The organism is Synechococcus sp. UW69, from assembly GCF_900474185.1.
Classification (GTDB): Bacteria; Cyanobacteriota; Cyanobacteriia; order PCC-6307; family Cyanobiaceae; genus Parasynechococcus.
Genome location: NZ_UCNW01000011.1, coordinates 153567 through 169029, shown reverse-complemented (window position 1 = coordinate 169029; position 15463 = coordinate 153567). Strand labels below are relative to the sequence as shown.

Genomic DNA, 15463 nt, shown 5'->3' with positions numbered 1-15463 from the left:
TCAGTTTGGCAACGCCTGCCAAAGCTGCATGGGGCCGTCACTCATGGCCCGCAGGCTGAGCCTGCGCAGACCAGAAAACTGTTTCAGCAGCTGCAGAGCCAAGCGCCGCAGCGGCAACAGCAGCGGTTGGCGGTTGGAAAACACACGCACCAGAAGATCAGTCGCCAAACCCACTTGGAGCACATCCAGCCAGCGGCTCATCCCGTAGTTCCTCGCGATCGTTGCGGCGCTGCCGCCCCGTTGCACGGCGCAGAGAAGACCATCAACATCGCGCCAACACAGATTGAGCCCCTGCCCTCCTACGGGATGGCAGCGGTGAGCGGCTTCTCCGATCAGCACGCCTCTACCGCGGTGAAAGCGCCGAGCTAGCAGCCATTGTTGAGGGAAAGCTCTGGGTTGATCGAGCAAACGATCTGGCTCAATTCCTGGGGGAAGAACGGCGGCCAGCTGATCCAGAAACTGACTGCGCTTCAGCGTGCTGCGCTGTTGGCAACGCTGCCAGGGTGCGCTCCACACCACCTGGAAGCGTCCCTGCCCCAAAGGCAGGACAGCGAACGGTCCTTCCGGCCGAAACAACTCACAGGCTCTGTCGTGGGTGAGTCCCCGCAGAACGACCTTGGCAGTGAGACAACCCTGGCGATAACGCATCTGCCAGTGACGGATTCCCCAGGATTCTCGGGTGGGGGAAGCAGGTCCATCAGCCGCAACGACCAGGGCATCTGGGCTTGGGTCAGGGCATGGTTCTGCCAGATGCAATTCAACGTTGTTGTGGCCCTGCAGTCGGGCCAGCAACAGCTCCATCAATGGACGGTGATCCAGGATCCAACCAATTCCATCGTGGTTCCTGTTGGCGGCAGCGAGATCGGCCTGGCCGAACAGGACCCGAGAATTCGTGGCACCGTCCCGTAAATCCAGTTCTCGGAAGGGCACCAAGGCATCGGAGAGGTCCTCCCAGAGCCCGAGGGTCGTCAGCAGCCGACGACTGGAATGTGTGATTGCGTAGGCCCGGCTTCTTGCCTGAAGTTCGGAAGCTGTCAACGGGTCAAACAGGACGACACGCTGACCATTGAGGCCGAGGGCAAGTGCTGTGAGGGCACCGGTTGGACCAGCACCCAGAACGCGTATTTCAGGAAGGGATGGAGCCATTCATCAAGTCTGGCCAGCCATCCCTCCGGAGCGCGAGAGGATTAACCCAGGCCGAGCAGCCCGTGAACGAAGGATTCGCCGCCCAGTGCCAACTCAGTGGCCAGCAGAGAAATGAAGCCGAGCATGGCCATGCGGCCGTTCAGCTTCTCGGCGCGGTCATGGAACCCCCAGCCTTGTTCAGCTTCAACCACTTCCATGCGGGGTTCGGATGCAAAGGCGTTGAGACGGCCACCGTCTTCCGTTGTGACCGTTGCTCCACGGATGACCGCAGCGTTGGAGGAGGGGGCCTGGGACATGGGGACCACTGGTGAATTGCTACGAAGTGTAAACCAATTTTAAGAAATATTCACTGATGCTTGCTTGCCGGCCGTTTTAACGGCGGTTGATGCGGAGCTGGCACAGCTCTTCAAAGGCGGGTCTCAACAAGAAGGGGTATTCACCCACCCACATCTTCAAGCCAGGCAGCCAGGCATCGCTGAGAGCACCGATTTTTGAGAAATCCTTGCGCTCACTCAGCACCAGACAGCGGATCAGGCTGCCCCGGCGAATCGATTGATGTTTTTTGTCCATCGGAAAAGCAACCCGACCGAGATAACCCTCCTCGTCCTCGAGTTCAAGAAGCATCCAGGTGCGTCGGTTCTCCACAAGTTCAAGCCGGCCGCGGCTATCGGCCTGTTCGTGGCGGTTCTCGATGCGCTCTCGGGTGATCACGTCTGCCACCTCTCCTTCGAAGAGGGCTGCCGCCGGGTAGCGACGCAGGGTGGCATTGCGTTGACCTGCCTGAAGGATCGGTCCCCAGAGCACGTAAAGCAGAAACACCACGCCTGTCACCAGCCAGAAGGGGCCCCAGCGGCTGGACATCTGGCTCTGACTGATCAGCAGGGTGATCACCCCGCCGATGGCGGCGACCATCAGGCGTTGCAGCACCTCCTGGGGCTTGCCGAGGGAGACGCGGAATTGGTTGCCGGTTGCAACGGCTGGAATCAGGCGTTGCAGTTCACCGGGGCGGAGGGGAATGAGCATGGTGTCGCCCTCAGATCAGACGCTCGAGGCCATAAACAAGGCTGCTCAGGCTCCCTACTTTGCGCACTGTGAGCAGCACGCCTGGCATGTAGGCAGAACGATCGATCGTGTCGTGACGGAGGGTGTAGGTCTCCCCGGGGGCGCCGAACATGACCTCCTGATGCGCCACTAGCCCTGGCAGGCGTACGGAGTGAAGCCGCAGGCCACTATCCCGTTGCCCGCCGCGGCAACCCGTCAGGGACTCGTGCTCCTCCACCTCGTCCGGATTGAACGTCTTGCCGAGTTCTTCCATCAGCTCAGCGGTTTTGATGCAAGTGCCGCTGGGTGCATCCGCCTTCCGGTTGTGATGCAACTCCGTCAGTTCTGCGTGGTCGTAAAACCGCGCCGCGGCTGCCGCCGCTTGCTGCAACAGCACCATGCCCACAGAAAAGTTGGGAATCACGGCTCCACCCACGGACGCTTTCGAGGAAAACTCGGTGAGGTCGTTGAGTTGCTCAGGGGATAACCCGGTTGTGCCGATCACGGGATGAACGCCATAGGCAATCGCTGCCCTGGTGTGCTCGTACACAACCGAGGGGTGCGTGAAGTCCACCAGGACGGCACCGCTGCCGCTGTCACGTACCGACTGGCTCACAGCACAAAGACAACCTTCGAAATCGGCTGTGACGGCCACCTCCAGCTCGCCCAACCCCAATTCCAGCCCAACATCCACGCCTTCTTTGCCAGGAGTGTTGTCGATTGCTCCAGCCAGGCTGCAGTCCTGGGCTCCCACCACAGCCTTGATGACTTCGGCTCCCATGCGCCCCAGGGCGCCGGCGACAACGACGGGAATAGGAGCGGTCATGAAAGCGCAGCAGACGCTTCAAAGCCTATGGGGCGGCTCGTGTAACGGCCGATCCAAAATCCTCGCGCCCAAGGGGCGGTCACCGTAAGGTTCTTCACATTGCTCAAAGCGCTGATGTTCACACAGGTCCGCTCCGCCGATCGCCGCGTTGCTCCTGTGGAGGGTCAGAACCACAAATCCGTGATGAAGGCGGTTTATGTGGTGCTTGAGCCCCAGTATCAAAACGCCCTAACCCAGGCAGCTACTGCGCTTAACGCCTCTGGTGGAGATCTCGGAATCGAGCTGAGCGGCTACTTGATCGAGGAACTGCGAGACGAGGACAACTACGCCGGGTTCTGTGCAGACGTGGCCGAGGCGGATGTGTTTATCGCCTCGCTGATCTTCATCGAGGACCTGGCACAAAAGGTTGTTGATGCAGTGGCTCCTCACCGAGATCGCCTGAAAGCAGCGGTGGTCTTCCCGTCCATGCCCGAGGTGATGCGGCTCAACAAGCTGGGCAGCTTCTCCATGGCGCAGCTTGGTCAGAGCAAGAGCGCCATTGCTGGCTTCATGAAGAAGCGGAAGGAAGCCGGTGGCGCCGGTTTCCAAGACGCCATGCTCAAGCTGCTGAACACGCTGCCCACCGTTCTCAAGTACCTGCCGGTTGAAAAAGCGCAGGATGCCCGCAGCTTCATGCTGAGCTTTCAGTACTGGTTGGGGGGGACGCCCGACAACCTGCGCAATTTCCTGCTGATGCTGGCGGACAAGTACGTCTTTCCTGCAGCGGAAGGAGATGAACGTCCAGCGATGGAGGTGGCGGAGCCCGAGGTCTTCCCTGACCTTGGCATTTGGCACCCCCTTGCCCCTTCGATGTTTGAGGACCTCAAGGAGTATCTGAACTGGACGTCAAGTCGTACTGATCTTTCTGAGAAAGCCCTTAAGGGGCCCGTGATTGGTCTGGTGTTGCAGCGCAGCCACATCGTCACCGGTGACGATGCCCACTACGTCGCCATCATTCAGGAACTGGAGTTTCGCGGTGCGCGAGTCCTCCCGATCTTCTGCGGTGGTCTCGATTTCTCCAAGCCGGTAAACGCCTTCTTCTTCGACCCCCTGAATCCCGAGCAGCCCTTGGTGGATGGGATCGTCTCCCTGACGGGCTTTGCACTGGTCGGAGGGCCTGCTCGCCAGGACCACCCGAAAGCCATTGAATCCCTGAAGAAGCTCAATCGTCCATATATGGTCGCGCTTCCTCTTGTGTTCCAAACCACCCAGGAGTGGGAACAGAGCGACCTCGGCCTTCACCCTGTGCAGGTGGCCCTGCAAATCGCCATCCCTGAATTGGATGGCGCGATCGAGCCGATCGTTCTCTCCGGCCGCGACGATGCCACCGGCAAGGCACATACCCTTCAAGATCGTGTTGATGCCATCGCTGAGCGCGCGATTCGTTGGTCGTCGCTACGGATCAAGCCCCGGATCGACAAGAAGCTGGCGATCACGGTGTTCAGCTTCCCTCCCGACAAGGGCAATGTCGGAACGGCGGCCTATCTCGACGTCTTCGGTTCCATCCATCGGGTGATGCAGGAGATGAAGGCGAAGGGCTACGACGTGCAGGGCTTGCCTTCGACGCCTCGTGATCTGCTGGAGGCGGTGATCAACGACGCCGATGCCATGCAGGGCTCGCCGGAGCTTTCCATTGCCCATCGGATGAGCGTTGAGGAATACGAACGCCTGACCCCTTACTCCGAGAGGCTTGAAGAGAACTGGGGCAAGCCTCCCGGCAATCTCAACAGCGATGGCCAAAATTTGCTGGTCTTCGGTCGCCACTTCGGCAATGTCTTTGTCGGCGTTCAGCCCACCTTCGGCTACGAAGGCGACCCCATGCGCTTGCTCTACTCCCGTAGTGCAAGTCCCCACCATGGATTTGCTGCCTACTACACCTATCTGCAGAAGATCTGGAAGGCCGATGCGGTGCTCCACTTCGGCACCCATGGCTCCCTGGAGTTCATGCCCGGCAAGCAGATGGGCATGAGTGAAACCTGCTACCCCGATTCATTGATCGGTGCCCTCCCAAACCTCTATTACTACGCCGCCAATAACCCCTCGGAAGCCACCATCGCCAAGCGTCGTGGCTACGCCTCGACCATCAGCTACCTCACCCCACCGGCTGAAAATGCAGGCCTCTACCGGGGTCTGAAGGAGTTGGGTGAGCTTGTTGGTTCCTACCAACAGCTGCGTGAAGGTGGCCGCGGCGTTCAAATCGTCAACACCATCATTGAGACGGCGCGTCAGTGCAACCTCGATAAGGATGTCGACCTGCCCGAAGACGACGCCTCTTCCATCGACCTGGAAGGGCGCGATGCCTTGGTCGGTGCCGTCTACCGACAGTTGATGGAGATCGAGAGCCGTCTTCTGCCCTGTGGTCTCCACACCATCGGTAAACCTCCCACTGCAGAGGAAGCCATTGCCACATTGGTGAACATCGCTGCTCTGGAGCGTGAGGAGGATGGCCTCCGTTCGCTTCCCGGATTGTTGGCTGAAGCGATAGGTCGTTCCATCGAGGATGTCTACAAAGGCAATGACGAGGGTGTGCTCGCCGACGTTGAGCTCAATCGCACGATCACGGAGACATCCCGAGCTGCGATCGGAGCCATGGTCCGTACGCTCACCGGTCGTGACGGCCGGGTCAGCTTGCGCAACAGCTTTGGCTGGTTCTACGACCTCCTGGCCAAGTTTGGTTTCAAGCTGCCCTCCCCCTGGCTGCGGGCCTGCTGCACCGCTGGCTTCGTTCAGATCGACGCCACCGAGCTCGACAAGCTCTTTGCTTACCTGCGCTTCTGTCTCGAGCAGGTGTGTGCCGACATGGAGATGGAGAGTCTGTTGAAGGCTCTTGATGGCGAATACATCCTTCCGGGTCCTGGTGGCGACCCGATTCGTAATCCTGGCGTGCTGCCCAGTGGCAAGAACATCCATGCACTGGACCCGCAGGCGATTCCTACCCGCGCTGCGGTCGCAGCAGCCAAGGGTGTTGTTGACAAGCTGATTGACCGTCAGCGCGAGGAGCAGGGCACATGGCCCGAGACCATTGCCTGTGTGCTCTGGGGAACTGACAACATCAAGACCTACGGCGAATCCCTGGCTCAGATCCTCTGGTTCGTTGGTGTCAAGCCGATGCCGGATTCCGTTGGTCGAGTCAACAAACTCGAGCTGATTCCTCTGGAAGAACTCGGACGCCCCCGTGTTGATGTGGTGGTGAACTGCTCCGGTGTGTTCCGTGATCTGTTCATCAACCAGATGGCCCTGATTGATCAGGCCGTGAAAATGGCGGCCGAGGCCGATGAGCCCCTGGAGCAGAACTTCGTGCGCAAGCATGCCCTGGAGCAGGCGGAGAAGGAAGGAACCAGTCTTCGGGATGCAGCCTGCCGGGTGTTTTCCAATGCCAGCGGCAGCTATAGCTCCAACGTGAATCTGGCTGTTGAAAACAGCACCTGGGAAGAGGAGGGCGAACTTCAGGAGATGTATCTCTCTCGTAAGACTTTTGCCTTCAATGCCGACAATCCTGGCGAGATGAACCAGAAGCGGGAGGTGTTCGAGAACGTGATGAAGACCGCGGATGTCACCTTCCAGAACTTGGACTCTGCTGAGATCTCCCTCACCGATGTGAGCCACTACTTCGATTCCGACCCCACAAAGTTGATTGCCGGACTTCGTGACGACGGCAAAGCTCCCACCAGCTATATCGCTGATACCACCACGGCCAACGCCCAGGTTCGCTCGTTGAGCGAAACCATTCGATTGGATTCACGCACAAAGTTGCTGAACCCCAAGTGGTATGAGGGCATGCTTAATTCCGGATATGAGGGTGTGCGTGAGGTTTCAAAACGGCTCAACTTCACTCTGGGCTGGAGTGCCACTAGTGGCGCCGTCGACAATTTTGTCTACGAGGAAGCCAATGAAACCTTCATCAATGATCCGGAGATGCGCAAGCGTCTGCTGGAACTGAACCCCAATAGTTTCCGCCAAATTGTGGGCACGCTTCTCGAGGTGCATGGTCGGGGTTATTGGGAGACCTCAGACGAAAACATCGAGCAGTTGCAGGAGCTTTATCAAGAAGTGGAGGATCGTATTGAGGGTGTTGTTACAGACTAATCTCGTTGTTTTAATGCAATTAAGCCAAACTTAGATCTATATATACTTGAATAGCTTTGCGCTATTTTTAGTTCTACCTTGCATGATAGTTGAATGAATGAAATGCATTAAGCATCGATAGGATGACTTTTATTGGCTAATTCCTGTAATTGTTAGCCTTTTGTCTTCTATCAAATGTTAATGGTTTAATCCTGTTTTGATTGTCCAATTAGAGCAAATGCACTTGTTGTTGGAGTAAAGGTTTCCGTCTTCGCCAACTGTGGTAAAAAATATTTTTGAAGGCTTGAGAAGGTAAATATTTTTTTCCCATGCTCTATACATCGCACGATGCTCCCTTGCATATATTTTCAACTCTTTTTGGGATTTGATGTTTTTCTCAGGGCAATCTCGCTTCATTTTTTGAATGTAAGCCTTGCTTGAATTGGTGTATATTGTGTTGACGATGATATTTTCAAACCTTGAAAAAAATTGATGCTTGAGAAAACTGGACACCATTAAATCGCAAATTTTTTGATCTGCTCTTTTTTTGCGAGGTACTGGAATTTTTGTAAGCGATGCAATTTTTCTTCTGTCGCTTTCGTCTGAGGCATGATGTCCAAGAATAGCGGTTAAAAGTTTTAGATCGATGTGCATGAGAATATGCTTCGAGAGCTGCTTCTGGTTGTTTAAATTATTAATAAATCTGCCTTCAAAGGTTGATCCATTTTTAATTGCTTCGATGTAATCATCATATTCTTGATGGGGGATGCCACTCCTTGTTTTCTTGAAATCTTCGTGGAATTTCTGGCCGTAGAGATTTACGTCAAGAGTGTGAGAATGTTTGATTATTGTTGATTTCCCTGCCCCTGAGCATCCAGCAATAATCAGGCAGGTTTTTAAATCTTTTGCAGTTGATCTGTACTCAATTTTATTCTTCTGATTTATTGGTTCTGATATTTGCATCTAGCAAACCAGGCCTAATCCTAATCTTAGCTTAATTCCTTCTTAATGTCTAGTTTTGATGGGCTCTATGCCTTTGCTTGCTCCTCTGGTATGTGCTTTGTGTTTTGAATGTGCTAGTGGTCAGCCTGGATAGCAACAATTGCAGCTCACATTAAAGAATTAGTTTTTGCTTTCGGATTTCCTGAAATAGGCGAGAATTTTGTTGAAATAATTTAGATCATTGTTCGGGCTTACTTTTGAAGTCCAGTCTGGGCAGATGCATTTATTGTTAGAGTAAAGCCCTCCGTCTTCACAGACTGTGGTAAATGATATTCTGGAAGGTTTAAGCAGGTAAATATTTCGTTCCCACGCCTCGTACATGGCGTGATGCTCCCTAGAAAATATTTCACTTTTTTTGTGTCTTTTGATTTTTTCGTTTGGTCGATCTCTTTTCATTTTTTGCACGTAATTTTTATCGCAATCTGTGTAGACTGTGTTGATAACAATAGCGTCAAACCTTGAAAAAAATTGATGCTTGAGAAAGCTAGATACTAATAAGTCACAGACCTTCGGATTCACTCTGTCTTCGTGGGGTGTGGGGAATTTGGTGAGCGATTTGATTTTTCTTTTATCGTTTTCTGATGCAGCACGGTGACCAAGAGTGCGGATTAAAGATTTAAGATCGACATGCATAAGGATATGCTTTGGTGGGTCTTTTTCGTCCTTTAGATTTTTAATGTGCCTTCCTTCGAAGGTTGCCCCATTTCTGATTGCATCGGAATATTTATCAAATTCTTGATGGGGGCTACCACTCCTTGTTTTCTTGAAATCCTCATGGAATTCTTTCCCGAAGAGCTTTACGTCAAGAGCATGGGAATGTTTGACGATGGTTGATTTCCCTGCTCCAGAACAGCCCGCGATGATGAAGCAGGTTTTTAAATCTTTTTCGTTGTGCCCTTTCTTTTTTGCTCTTTTTTGCTCAGCCGTTTCTGCTATTTGCATCTAGCGATCTAGACCTCAATCTAACCTTAGCTTAATTTCCTCTTAATGTCTAGTTTGGAGCGGTTCTCCGCTTTTGCTTGCTCCTCAGGTCTTCACTTCTGTGTGCTGATTGGGAGTGGTCAGTTTTTATGCATCTTCAGTTTTGCGTTGTGCTGAAATGACCACGCTCAGCACTTTCGCTGATCTCTGACGTCCTGAAATTCACCCCCGCCCATCGCTCGTAGTCATGCAGGGAGCGTTGCTCTCCAAGCCAGTAGTCGTGGATGTCAGTCACGTCACGGGCCGTCGGCCTCAGTTGCTGAGGAGCGCGATCAAGGCTTTGCAGGAGCGTGTGCACCCGCACCAAGGATTTTCGGTTCAGCTCCAACCAGTTGTCGTGATCGCTCCAATGGTTGGCTGATGGCTCGACCGGTGTGGCTTCCGTTTTGTAGAGATGGAAAAGCAGCAGACGGTTCGGGGCGTAAATATTGAAGCCTGAGGTCCACAGCCGTGCCGACATGGCCACTTCCTCCCCATAGAAATAGAGCCCTGGGTCGTAGGGCACTCTGCTGGCGATCGACCCAGGCCCGAAAAGGAATCCTCCGGCGATGAATGCCCCGGGGATTGGACGCTCAGGCTGTTGTTCTGGCAATCGGAAACGACTGATGCCTTGGAACCTGAGAATGCCGTTGTCGTCAAAGCCGTCGGCTCCCATGACCGGCAGTGTTGACGTCTGTAGGAAGCACGGTGGCTGGAAGCCATTGGGGTAAACACTCAGAACTGCACCTGGATCGCTGCATTCCGCCCAGGTCATGAGCAGCAGCTCATCCCAGTGCTCCACAGCGCGCATATGACTGTCGATCTGGAGCAGAAAATCTTCCCCGCCGTAAAAACTCTGAGCCTGTCGTCGCGCCCAGCAGGCTCCCAGGCTGTCAGAAGCACGAAACGAGCAGACGCTGATCTGAGGATGATCCGGAAACGCATTGGTCCCCCAATGGTTCGGATCGTTATCGGCAAGTTGCAGGCAGATGCCGAAGCGCAGGCGTTCTGGCTGGGCTGCCCTCTCGATCAGGTTGTGAAGTGTGGCCGGAAGATCTGGGTCTCGGTAAGCCGCAATCTGCACGAAGATCGTGACAGTCACCAGAGTGCGGCAGCCATGCGTAGTGTCTGGCTGATTGGACCCACATCGTGCACCCTCAGCACGGCTGCACCGGCCTGAGCACAACGGCAGGCAACCGCAGCGGTTCCCCAGAGCCGCGCCTTTGGTCTCGGTTCGTCGAGCACGGCACCAATGAAGCGTTTGCGTGAAGGGCCGACCAGCACAGGTCGAGGCCCCCGGGTCAGTTGTTCCAGATCCCGCAGCAGTTGCAGGTTCTGCTCGTGAGTCTTGGCGAAACCAAGGCCTGGGTCCCAGATGATCTGGCTTTCTTGGACGCCCGCCTTGATGGCGGCCTCACTGCGCTCCACTAACGCTCCTTTCACATCCGCTACGACATCGGAGTAGCTCGTGAGTTGATCCATGCTTTGACTGTTGCCGCGGCTGTGCATCAGCACCACTGGACACCCGGCATCGGCGACCACCCGCAGCAGATCGGGGTCGCGTCTGCCACCGCTCACATCATTGATCCAGCTTGCACCTGCCTCCAGTGCCCTGGCGGCAACCGGAGCGAGAAACGTGTCGACGGAGATCAGGGCGTCTGGGCACCGTTCCCGGATGGTTTTCAGTGCTGGCAGGAGCCTGCGCAATTCCTCCTCTTCACCCACCTCCTCCGCGCCAGGTCGGGTGCTCTGGGCGCCCAGATCCAACACGTCGGCCCCGTTGTTCAGTTGCCGCTGCGCTTCAGCGAGGGCACGTTCGCTTGCAAGGAACCTTCCTCCATCACTGAAGGAGTCGGGGGTGATGTTGATGACCCCCATCACCGTCGTGCGTTGGCGCCAGCCCTGGGGCCAGGCCCCTGAGTCAAGCGGTTTGGTAATTCGCAATGCGGGCAAAGCTTTCGGGTTCCAGGGAAGCGCCCCCCACAAGCACCCCATCGATATCGCTCATGCCCATCAACTGATCGATGTTGGTGGGTTTGACGGACCCTCCGTACTGGATCACGAGATCAGGGGAGCCGACCCAGCTCCGGATCAGACCGCAGATACGGTTTGCTTCCTCGGCTTCGCAGGTTTTGCCTGTTCCGATCGCCCAGATCGGTTCGTAGGCCACGACTAACTTCTCGGCGTCGAGTCCCTCCAGACCCTGCTCGATTTGGCGTCGAATCACCCGTTCGGCTTCGCCGCGTTCGCGTTGCTCATCACTTTCACCGACACAAACGATCGGAATTAAACCGTTCGATTGGGATGACCTGGCTCGGTGGTTGATTTGCTCGTCGCTTTCACTGAAATATTTTCTTGGTTCGCTGTGGCCCACGATCGTGTGGGTGACCCCATGCTCCTTGAGCATTGCAGGGGAGATCTCGCCAGTAAAAGCTCCTTGGCCTTCCCAGTGCACGTTCTGGCTGGAGAGACAAAGGCGGGAGCCTTGGCTGAGATCCGCCATTGTGGATACCGCCGTGAACGGTGGTGCCAAGACCAGGTCGCGGTCGTCAGGGGTGTCAGCGATTAACGGCAGGAAGGCCGCCATGAACTCCCGCGACTGGGCACACGTCATGTGCATTTTCCAGTTGCCAGCGATCACCGGTCTTCGCACGCCTTGCTTCCCCATGGAATGGCAGCCAACTTACGGCCCGGCCGCGTTTTCGCTCCCCACAACGGACTCCTCCCCAGCAAGCACAACCCGATCTCCCGAGGAAAGTTGGCGTCCTCGCCGGGTTTCAACGCTTCCATTGACTTCCACCTCACCCATCTGAATGCGCTGTTTCGCTTCACCACCTGTGGACACCCAACCCTTCCATTTCAGGAACTGATCCAGCTTCATCGGAGAGAGTTTTAAGCCCACCATTGATACTGTGCCGCGATGCTGACACCATCCCAGGCCGGTTTCCGCCGACTGCTGCCGCTGCTCCGCCCCCACCTGCGTGAACTGCTCTGGGGGGGCTGCTGCATGGTCGTCTACGTCGGTAGTTTTCCGCTCCTCGTTCAGCTGGCAGGAGATCTGTTTCCCGCATTGGGGTCGGGTGATCTCACCCGAGTGCTTCACCTGATTGGCTTGGCGTTACTGATCTTTGCTGTTCAGAAAATCGCTCAGTTCGGCCAGGACTCTCTGCTGGCCGGTCCTGCTCTGCTGGTGAGCCAGGGGTTACGTCGGGATCTGTTCCGTCGCTTGCAGACCGTTGAGCTCGGTGCGCTTGAGAAGCTCTCGGCCGGTGATCTCACCTACCGCTTTACGGAAGACGCTGATCGCGTCAGTGAAGTCCTCTACAAGACCATCCACGACACAGTCCCAAGCGTGCTGCAGCTCCTCGCGGTGCTGGGGATGATGCTCTGGCTCGACTGGAAGCTGACGCTTGCCATCCTGTTGCTTGCGCCTGTGATCGTCTGGCTGATCAGCCTGTTTGGTGCTCGCGTCATGGCAGCCACCGAACGCAGTCAGCAAAAGGTGAGCGAATTGGCCGGTTTGCTGGGTGAGGCGATTGAGGGCTTGCCTTTGGTGCGAGCTTTCGCGGCTGAGCCCTGGCTGCAGGACCGTTTCGAGACGGAGATTGACCAGCACCGGCAGGCCCGTCACCGCACCTACAGCCTTGTGGCTCTCCAGCATCCGGTGGTCGGCATCATCGAGGTGGTGGGCCTGTTTGCGGTGTTGGCGCTCGGCGCCTGGCGAATCCAGACCGGTGATCTGAGCATTGCCGGGCTGAGCAGTTATTTGACGGGACTGATCGTGCTGATCGATCCCATTGCGCACGTCACCAACAACTTCAACGAATTCCAGCAGGGACAGGCATCGCTGCGACGTCTGCGTCAGATCGAAAGAGAACCACAAGAGGCCGCTGATCCAGCGGAGGCGCAATCCATCGGCACTCTCAAGGGGGATCTGGTCTTTGACCAGGTGAGCTTTGGCTATGACCCTGCCGAGCCGGTGCTGCAACAGCTGGATCTGTGGGTCGATGCGGGCCAGGTGTTGGCCATCGTTGGGCCCTCAGGTGCTGGCAAAAGCACCCTGCTGTCGCTCCTGCTGCGCTTCAACACGGTGCAACAGGGCCAGATTCGTCTCGATGGCACCGACATCAGCCTGATGCGTGCCCGTGAGCTGCGTCAGCAGGTGGCCCTGGTTCCCCAGAGAACCACCGTGTTCTCTGGAACGATTTCGGAAGCCATCCGGTTTGGACGTCGCGCGACGGACGACGAGGTTCGTCATGCCGCGCGTTTGGCCAATGCAGATGAGTTCATCCGTTCCTTGCCTCGTGGTTACGACACCCAGTTGGAAGAAAGAGGGACCAACGTTTCTGGTGGACAACTGCAGAGAATCGCCATTGCTCGTGCGGTCTTAGGCAATCCAGCGCTGTTGCTGCTTGATGAGGCCACCAGTGCTCTCGATGCTGAGGCGGAGGCTGCGGTTCAACTCGGTCTCAAGCAGGCGATGAAAGGACGAACGGTGTTGGTCATCGCTCATCGTTTGGCAACGGTGCAGGAGGCGGATCGAATTGTGGTTCTTGAGAAAGGTGCTGTTGTTGATCGAGGAACCCACGATGAGCTGATGCAGCGTGGTGGGCGTTACCGCGAGTTGTGCGAACGCCAGTTCATAAGGGATCGGCAGACGTCCTGAATCCATCTACGATCTGGCCGCCGGTTCCACGCAATCCCGGCGATGAACGATGACTGACTCTGCAGCCAACAACCCTGTCTTGACGTTTGAGGGCAAGCGCTACGACCTCAATACACTCCCTGATGAGCTCAAGGAGCTTGTGCGTGGCATGCAGGTCGCCGATGCTCAGCTGCGGATGCATGAAGACACCCTCAAGGTTCTGGCTGTAGGACGTCAGAGCCTCGCCACGCAGCTGAATGACAAGCTTCAGTCCGTTACCCCGCTGCCTGATGGTCAGGACTGATTGCCTGCCAATAAAAAAGGGGGCCAGGAGCCCCCTTTTTGGATGAATCTTTGCGGCATCAGTCGCTGAACTTGTAAGCCTTGGTGAGTTTGAACACTGTTCCCGAGAGAAGCAGAAGGGCAACAAGGTTGGGGAGGGCCATCAGCCCGTTCAGCGTGTCGGCAATCGACCAGATCACGCCACGGTCACCGGCCACAGCGCCGATCACAACAACAGCCACCCAAACCAGACGGAACGGCATCACGGCAGACTCACCGAACAGGTACGTGGTGCAGCGTTCGCCGTAGAAGCTCCAGCCCAGAATGGTGGTGAAGGCAAAGACCACCAACCCCAGCGTGACCACCACGCCACTGCCGGAGATTCCGGTGTTGAAGGCAGCGATGGAGAGGTCTGCGCCGCTTAGTTTTTCGCCAGCTGCATCGAGGATCAGATTGGCTTTGGTGGTAATGATCACCAGAGCGGTCATCGTGCAGATGATCAGGGTGTCGATGAAGGTGCCCAGCATGGCCACCGTGCCCTGTCGAACGGGGTCATCGGTTCTTGCGGCAGCGTGAGCGATTGGTGCGCTGCCGAGGCCTGCTTCATTGGAGAAGATGCCCCGTTTGAAACCCATCAGCACCACCTGACCAAGAGCACCACCGGCAGCTGCTTTGCCGGAGAAGGCGTTGGAGAAAATCGTTGCGAAGGCTTCAGGTACGCCCCCCAGATTGAGAAGCAGCACCAATAAGCATGCCGCTACGTAGAGGATCGACATCAGGGGAACGATGGCTGAAGCCGCTTGGGCGATGCGCTTGATGCCTCCGATCACAACGGCAAAAACAAGTGCTGCCAGAACGATTCCGGTGACCAGCTTCGGAATGCCAATCAGGCTCAAGGCAGACGAAACCTCAAAGGCCTGAACCCCATTGCCGATGCCAAAGCCAGCCAACATGCCGAAGAGAGCAAACAGGCCCGCCATCCAGCTCCAGCCGCTGCCGAGCCCATTGCGGATGTAATACATCGGGCCACCGACATGGTTGCCTTCCCCGTCGGTTTCACGGAATTGAACCGCAAGCACCGCTTCGGCGTATTTGGTTGCGATACCGAAGATCGCGATGATCCACATCCAGAAGACGGCTCCAGGCCCGCCAACGGCGATCGCCCCTGCAACACCGGCGATGTTCCCTGTGCCGATCGTGGCGGACAAGGATGTCATCAGCGCCTGAAAGGGCGTGATCTCCCCTTCGGTTTGTGATGCAGCAGGGCGGAGCATCATCGAGATGCCATATCCCAGCCTTTGCAGCGGCATGAACCGCAACCCCACCATCAAGAGAATGCCGGTCGCGGCAATCAAAATGACGGTGGGCCATCCCCAAACGACACTGTTGATCGGGCCATTGATGGCCTGAATGGTCGACTCGACTCCGCCCATGCCTTTCAACAAGTTTGGGCGGAT

At 56.3% G+C, this 15463-nt stretch carries 14 protein-coding genes; 3 read left to right on the top strand and 11 right to left on the bottom strand.

The genetic code is table 11. From position 1 onward, the window contains the following. The 4 genes from DXY29_RS11730 to dapB all read right to left on the bottom strand — a co-directional run bounded on the left by DXY29_RS11730 (position 1) and on the right by dapB (position 3013). Positions 1-1146, bottom strand: coding sequence for an FAD-dependent monooxygenase (locus DXY29_RS11730; RefSeq protein WP_115025217.1), 1146 nt, complete (start codon positions 1144-1146; stop codon positions 1-3). Positions 1147-1187: 41 nt separating this feature from the next. Beyond that, positions 1188-1442 (bottom strand): high light inducible protein, encoded by a 255-nt coding sequence (locus DXY29_RS11725; protein ID WP_115025216.1) that lies wholly within the window; start codon positions 1440-1442, stop codon positions 1188-1190. 76 nt (positions 1443-1518) lie between these two features. Next, positions 1519-2169, bottom strand: coding sequence for a hypothetical protein (locus tag DXY29_RS11720; protein ID WP_115025215.1), 651 nt, complete (start codon positions 2167-2169; stop codon positions 1519-1521). A gap of 10 nt (positions 2170-2179) precedes the next feature. Beyond that, positions 2180-3013 (bottom strand): 4-hydroxy-tetrahydrodipicolinate reductase, encoded by an 834-nt coding sequence (gene dapB / locus DXY29_RS11715; protein WP_115025214.1) that lies wholly within the window; start codon positions 3011-3013, stop codon positions 2180-2182. 114 nt (positions 3014-3127) lie between these two features. Here dapB and DXY29_RS11710 point away from each other — a divergent pair, with 114 nt between their 5' ends. Beyond that, positions 3128-7138 carry a magnesium chelatase subunit H gene (locus DXY29_RS11710; RefSeq protein WP_115025372.1) on the top strand — a complete coding sequence of 1337 codons (4011 nt, stop codon included), beginning with the start codon at positions 3128-3130 and terminating at the stop codon, positions 7136-7138. A gap of 177 nt (positions 7139-7315) precedes the next feature. On the opposite strand, the gene DXY29_RS11705 is transcribed toward DXY29_RS11710, so the two are convergent. From DXY29_RS11705 to DXY29_RS11680, 6 genes are all read right to left on the bottom strand, one after another. Continuing rightward, a complete protein-coding gene (locus DXY29_RS11705) occupies positions 7316-8080 on the bottom strand; it encodes a hypothetical protein (protein WP_115025213.1) in 765 nt (254 codons plus the stop codon). Between the two features lie 159 nt (positions 8081-8239). Next, a complete protein-coding gene (locus DXY29_RS11700) occupies positions 8240-9061 on the bottom strand; it encodes a hypothetical protein (RefSeq protein ID WP_115025212.1) in 822 nt (273 codons plus the stop codon). Positions 9062-9197: 136 nt separating this feature from the next. Further along, positions 9198-10181 carry a GlcNAc-transferase family protein gene (locus tag DXY29_RS11695; protein WP_115025211.1) on the bottom strand — a complete coding sequence of 328 codons (984 nt, stop codon included), beginning with the start codon at positions 10179-10181 and terminating at the stop codon, positions 9198-9200. After that, the gene (gene folP, locus DXY29_RS11690; RefSeq protein WP_371411091.1) at positions 10178-11023 is read right to left on the bottom strand and encodes a dihydropteroate synthase; all 846 of its coding nucleotides are present in this window, start codon (positions 11021-11023) and stop codon (positions 10178-10180) included. The genes DXY29_RS11695 and folP overlap by 4 nt, the downstream gene beginning before the upstream one ends. Continuing rightward, positions 11001-11732 (bottom strand): triose-phosphate isomerase, encoded by a 732-nt coding sequence (tpiA, locus tag DXY29_RS11685; protein ID WP_115025371.1) that lies wholly within the window; start codon positions 11730-11732, stop codon positions 11001-11003. Before tpiA ends, folP begins: the two co-directional genes overlap by 23 nt. Before the next feature lie 30 nt (positions 11733-11762). After that, complete coding sequence (locus tag DXY29_RS11680; RefSeq protein WP_170952230.1) at positions 11763-11960, bottom strand: RNA-binding S4 domain-containing protein; 198 nt, start codon at positions 11958-11960, stop codon at positions 11763-11765. A 39-nt stretch (positions 11961-11999) separates the two neighbouring features. On the opposite strand from DXY29_RS11680, the gene DXY29_RS11675 reads away from it, so the two are divergent. Further along, complete coding sequence (locus DXY29_RS11675) at positions 12000-13745, top strand: ABC transporter ATP-binding protein (RefSeq protein WP_115025208.1); 1746 nt, start codon at positions 12000-12002, stop codon at positions 13743-13745. 49 nt (positions 13746-13794) lie between these two features. Continuing rightward, on the top strand, positions 13795-14028 hold the full coding sequence (locus DXY29_RS11670; protein WP_115025207.1) for a DUF6447 family protein: 234 nt from the start codon (positions 13795-13797) through the stop codon (positions 14026-14028). A gap of 58 nt (positions 14029-14086) precedes the next feature. On the opposite strand, the gene DXY29_RS11665 is transcribed toward DXY29_RS11670, so the two are convergent. Next, positions 14087-15439, bottom strand: coding sequence for a sodium:alanine symporter family protein (locus tag DXY29_RS11665; protein ID WP_115025206.1), 1353 nt, complete (start codon positions 15437-15439; stop codon positions 14087-14089). Positions 15440-15463 lie beyond the last annotated feature (24 nt).

Bases quoted from the DNA above. Each gene is read 5' to 3' on its own strand.
- DXY29_RS11700 (WP_115025212.1), bottom strand. From the start codon at position 9,061: ATGCAAATAGCAGAAACGGCTGAGCAAAAAAGAGCAAAAAAGAAAGGG.
- DXY29_RS11680 (WP_170952230.1), bottom strand. From the start codon at position 11,960: ATGAAGCTGGATCAGTTCCTGAAATGGAAGGGTTGGGTGTCCACAGGT.
- DXY29_RS11710 (WP_115025372.1), top strand. From the start codon at position 3,128: ATGTTCACACAGGTCCGCTCCGCCGATCGCCGCGTTGCTCCTGTGGAG.
- DXY29_RS11720 (WP_115025215.1), bottom strand. From the start codon at position 2,169: ATGCTCATTCCCCTCCGCCCCGGTGAACTGCAACGCCTGATTCCAGCC.
- dapB (WP_115025214.1), bottom strand. From the start codon at position 3,013: ATGACCGCTCCTATTCCCGTCGTTGTCGCCGGCGCCCTGGGGCGCATG.
- DXY29_RS11730 (WP_115025217.1), bottom strand. From the start codon at position 1,146: ATGGCTCCATCCCTTCCTGAAATACGCGTTCTGGGTGCTGGTCCAACC.
- DXY29_RS11665 (WP_115025206.1), bottom strand. From the start codon at position 15,439: ATGGGCGGAGTCGAGTCGACCATTCAGGCCATCAATGGCCCGATCAAC.
- DXY29_RS11725 (WP_115025216.1), bottom strand. From the start codon at position 1,442: ATGTCCCAGGCCCCCTCCTCCAACGCTGCGGTCATCCGTGGAGCAACG.
- DXY29_RS11705 (WP_115025213.1), bottom strand. From the start codon at position 8,080: ATGCAAATATCAGAACCAATAAATCAGAAGAATAAAATTGAGTACAGA.
- DXY29_RS11675 (WP_115025208.1), top strand. From the start codon at position 12,000: ATGCTGACACCATCCCAGGCCGGTTTCCGCCGACTGCTGCCGCTGCTC.
- DXY29_RS11670 (WP_115025207.1), top strand. From the start codon at position 13,795: ATGACTGACTCTGCAGCCAACAACCCTGTCTTGACGTTTGAGGGCAAG.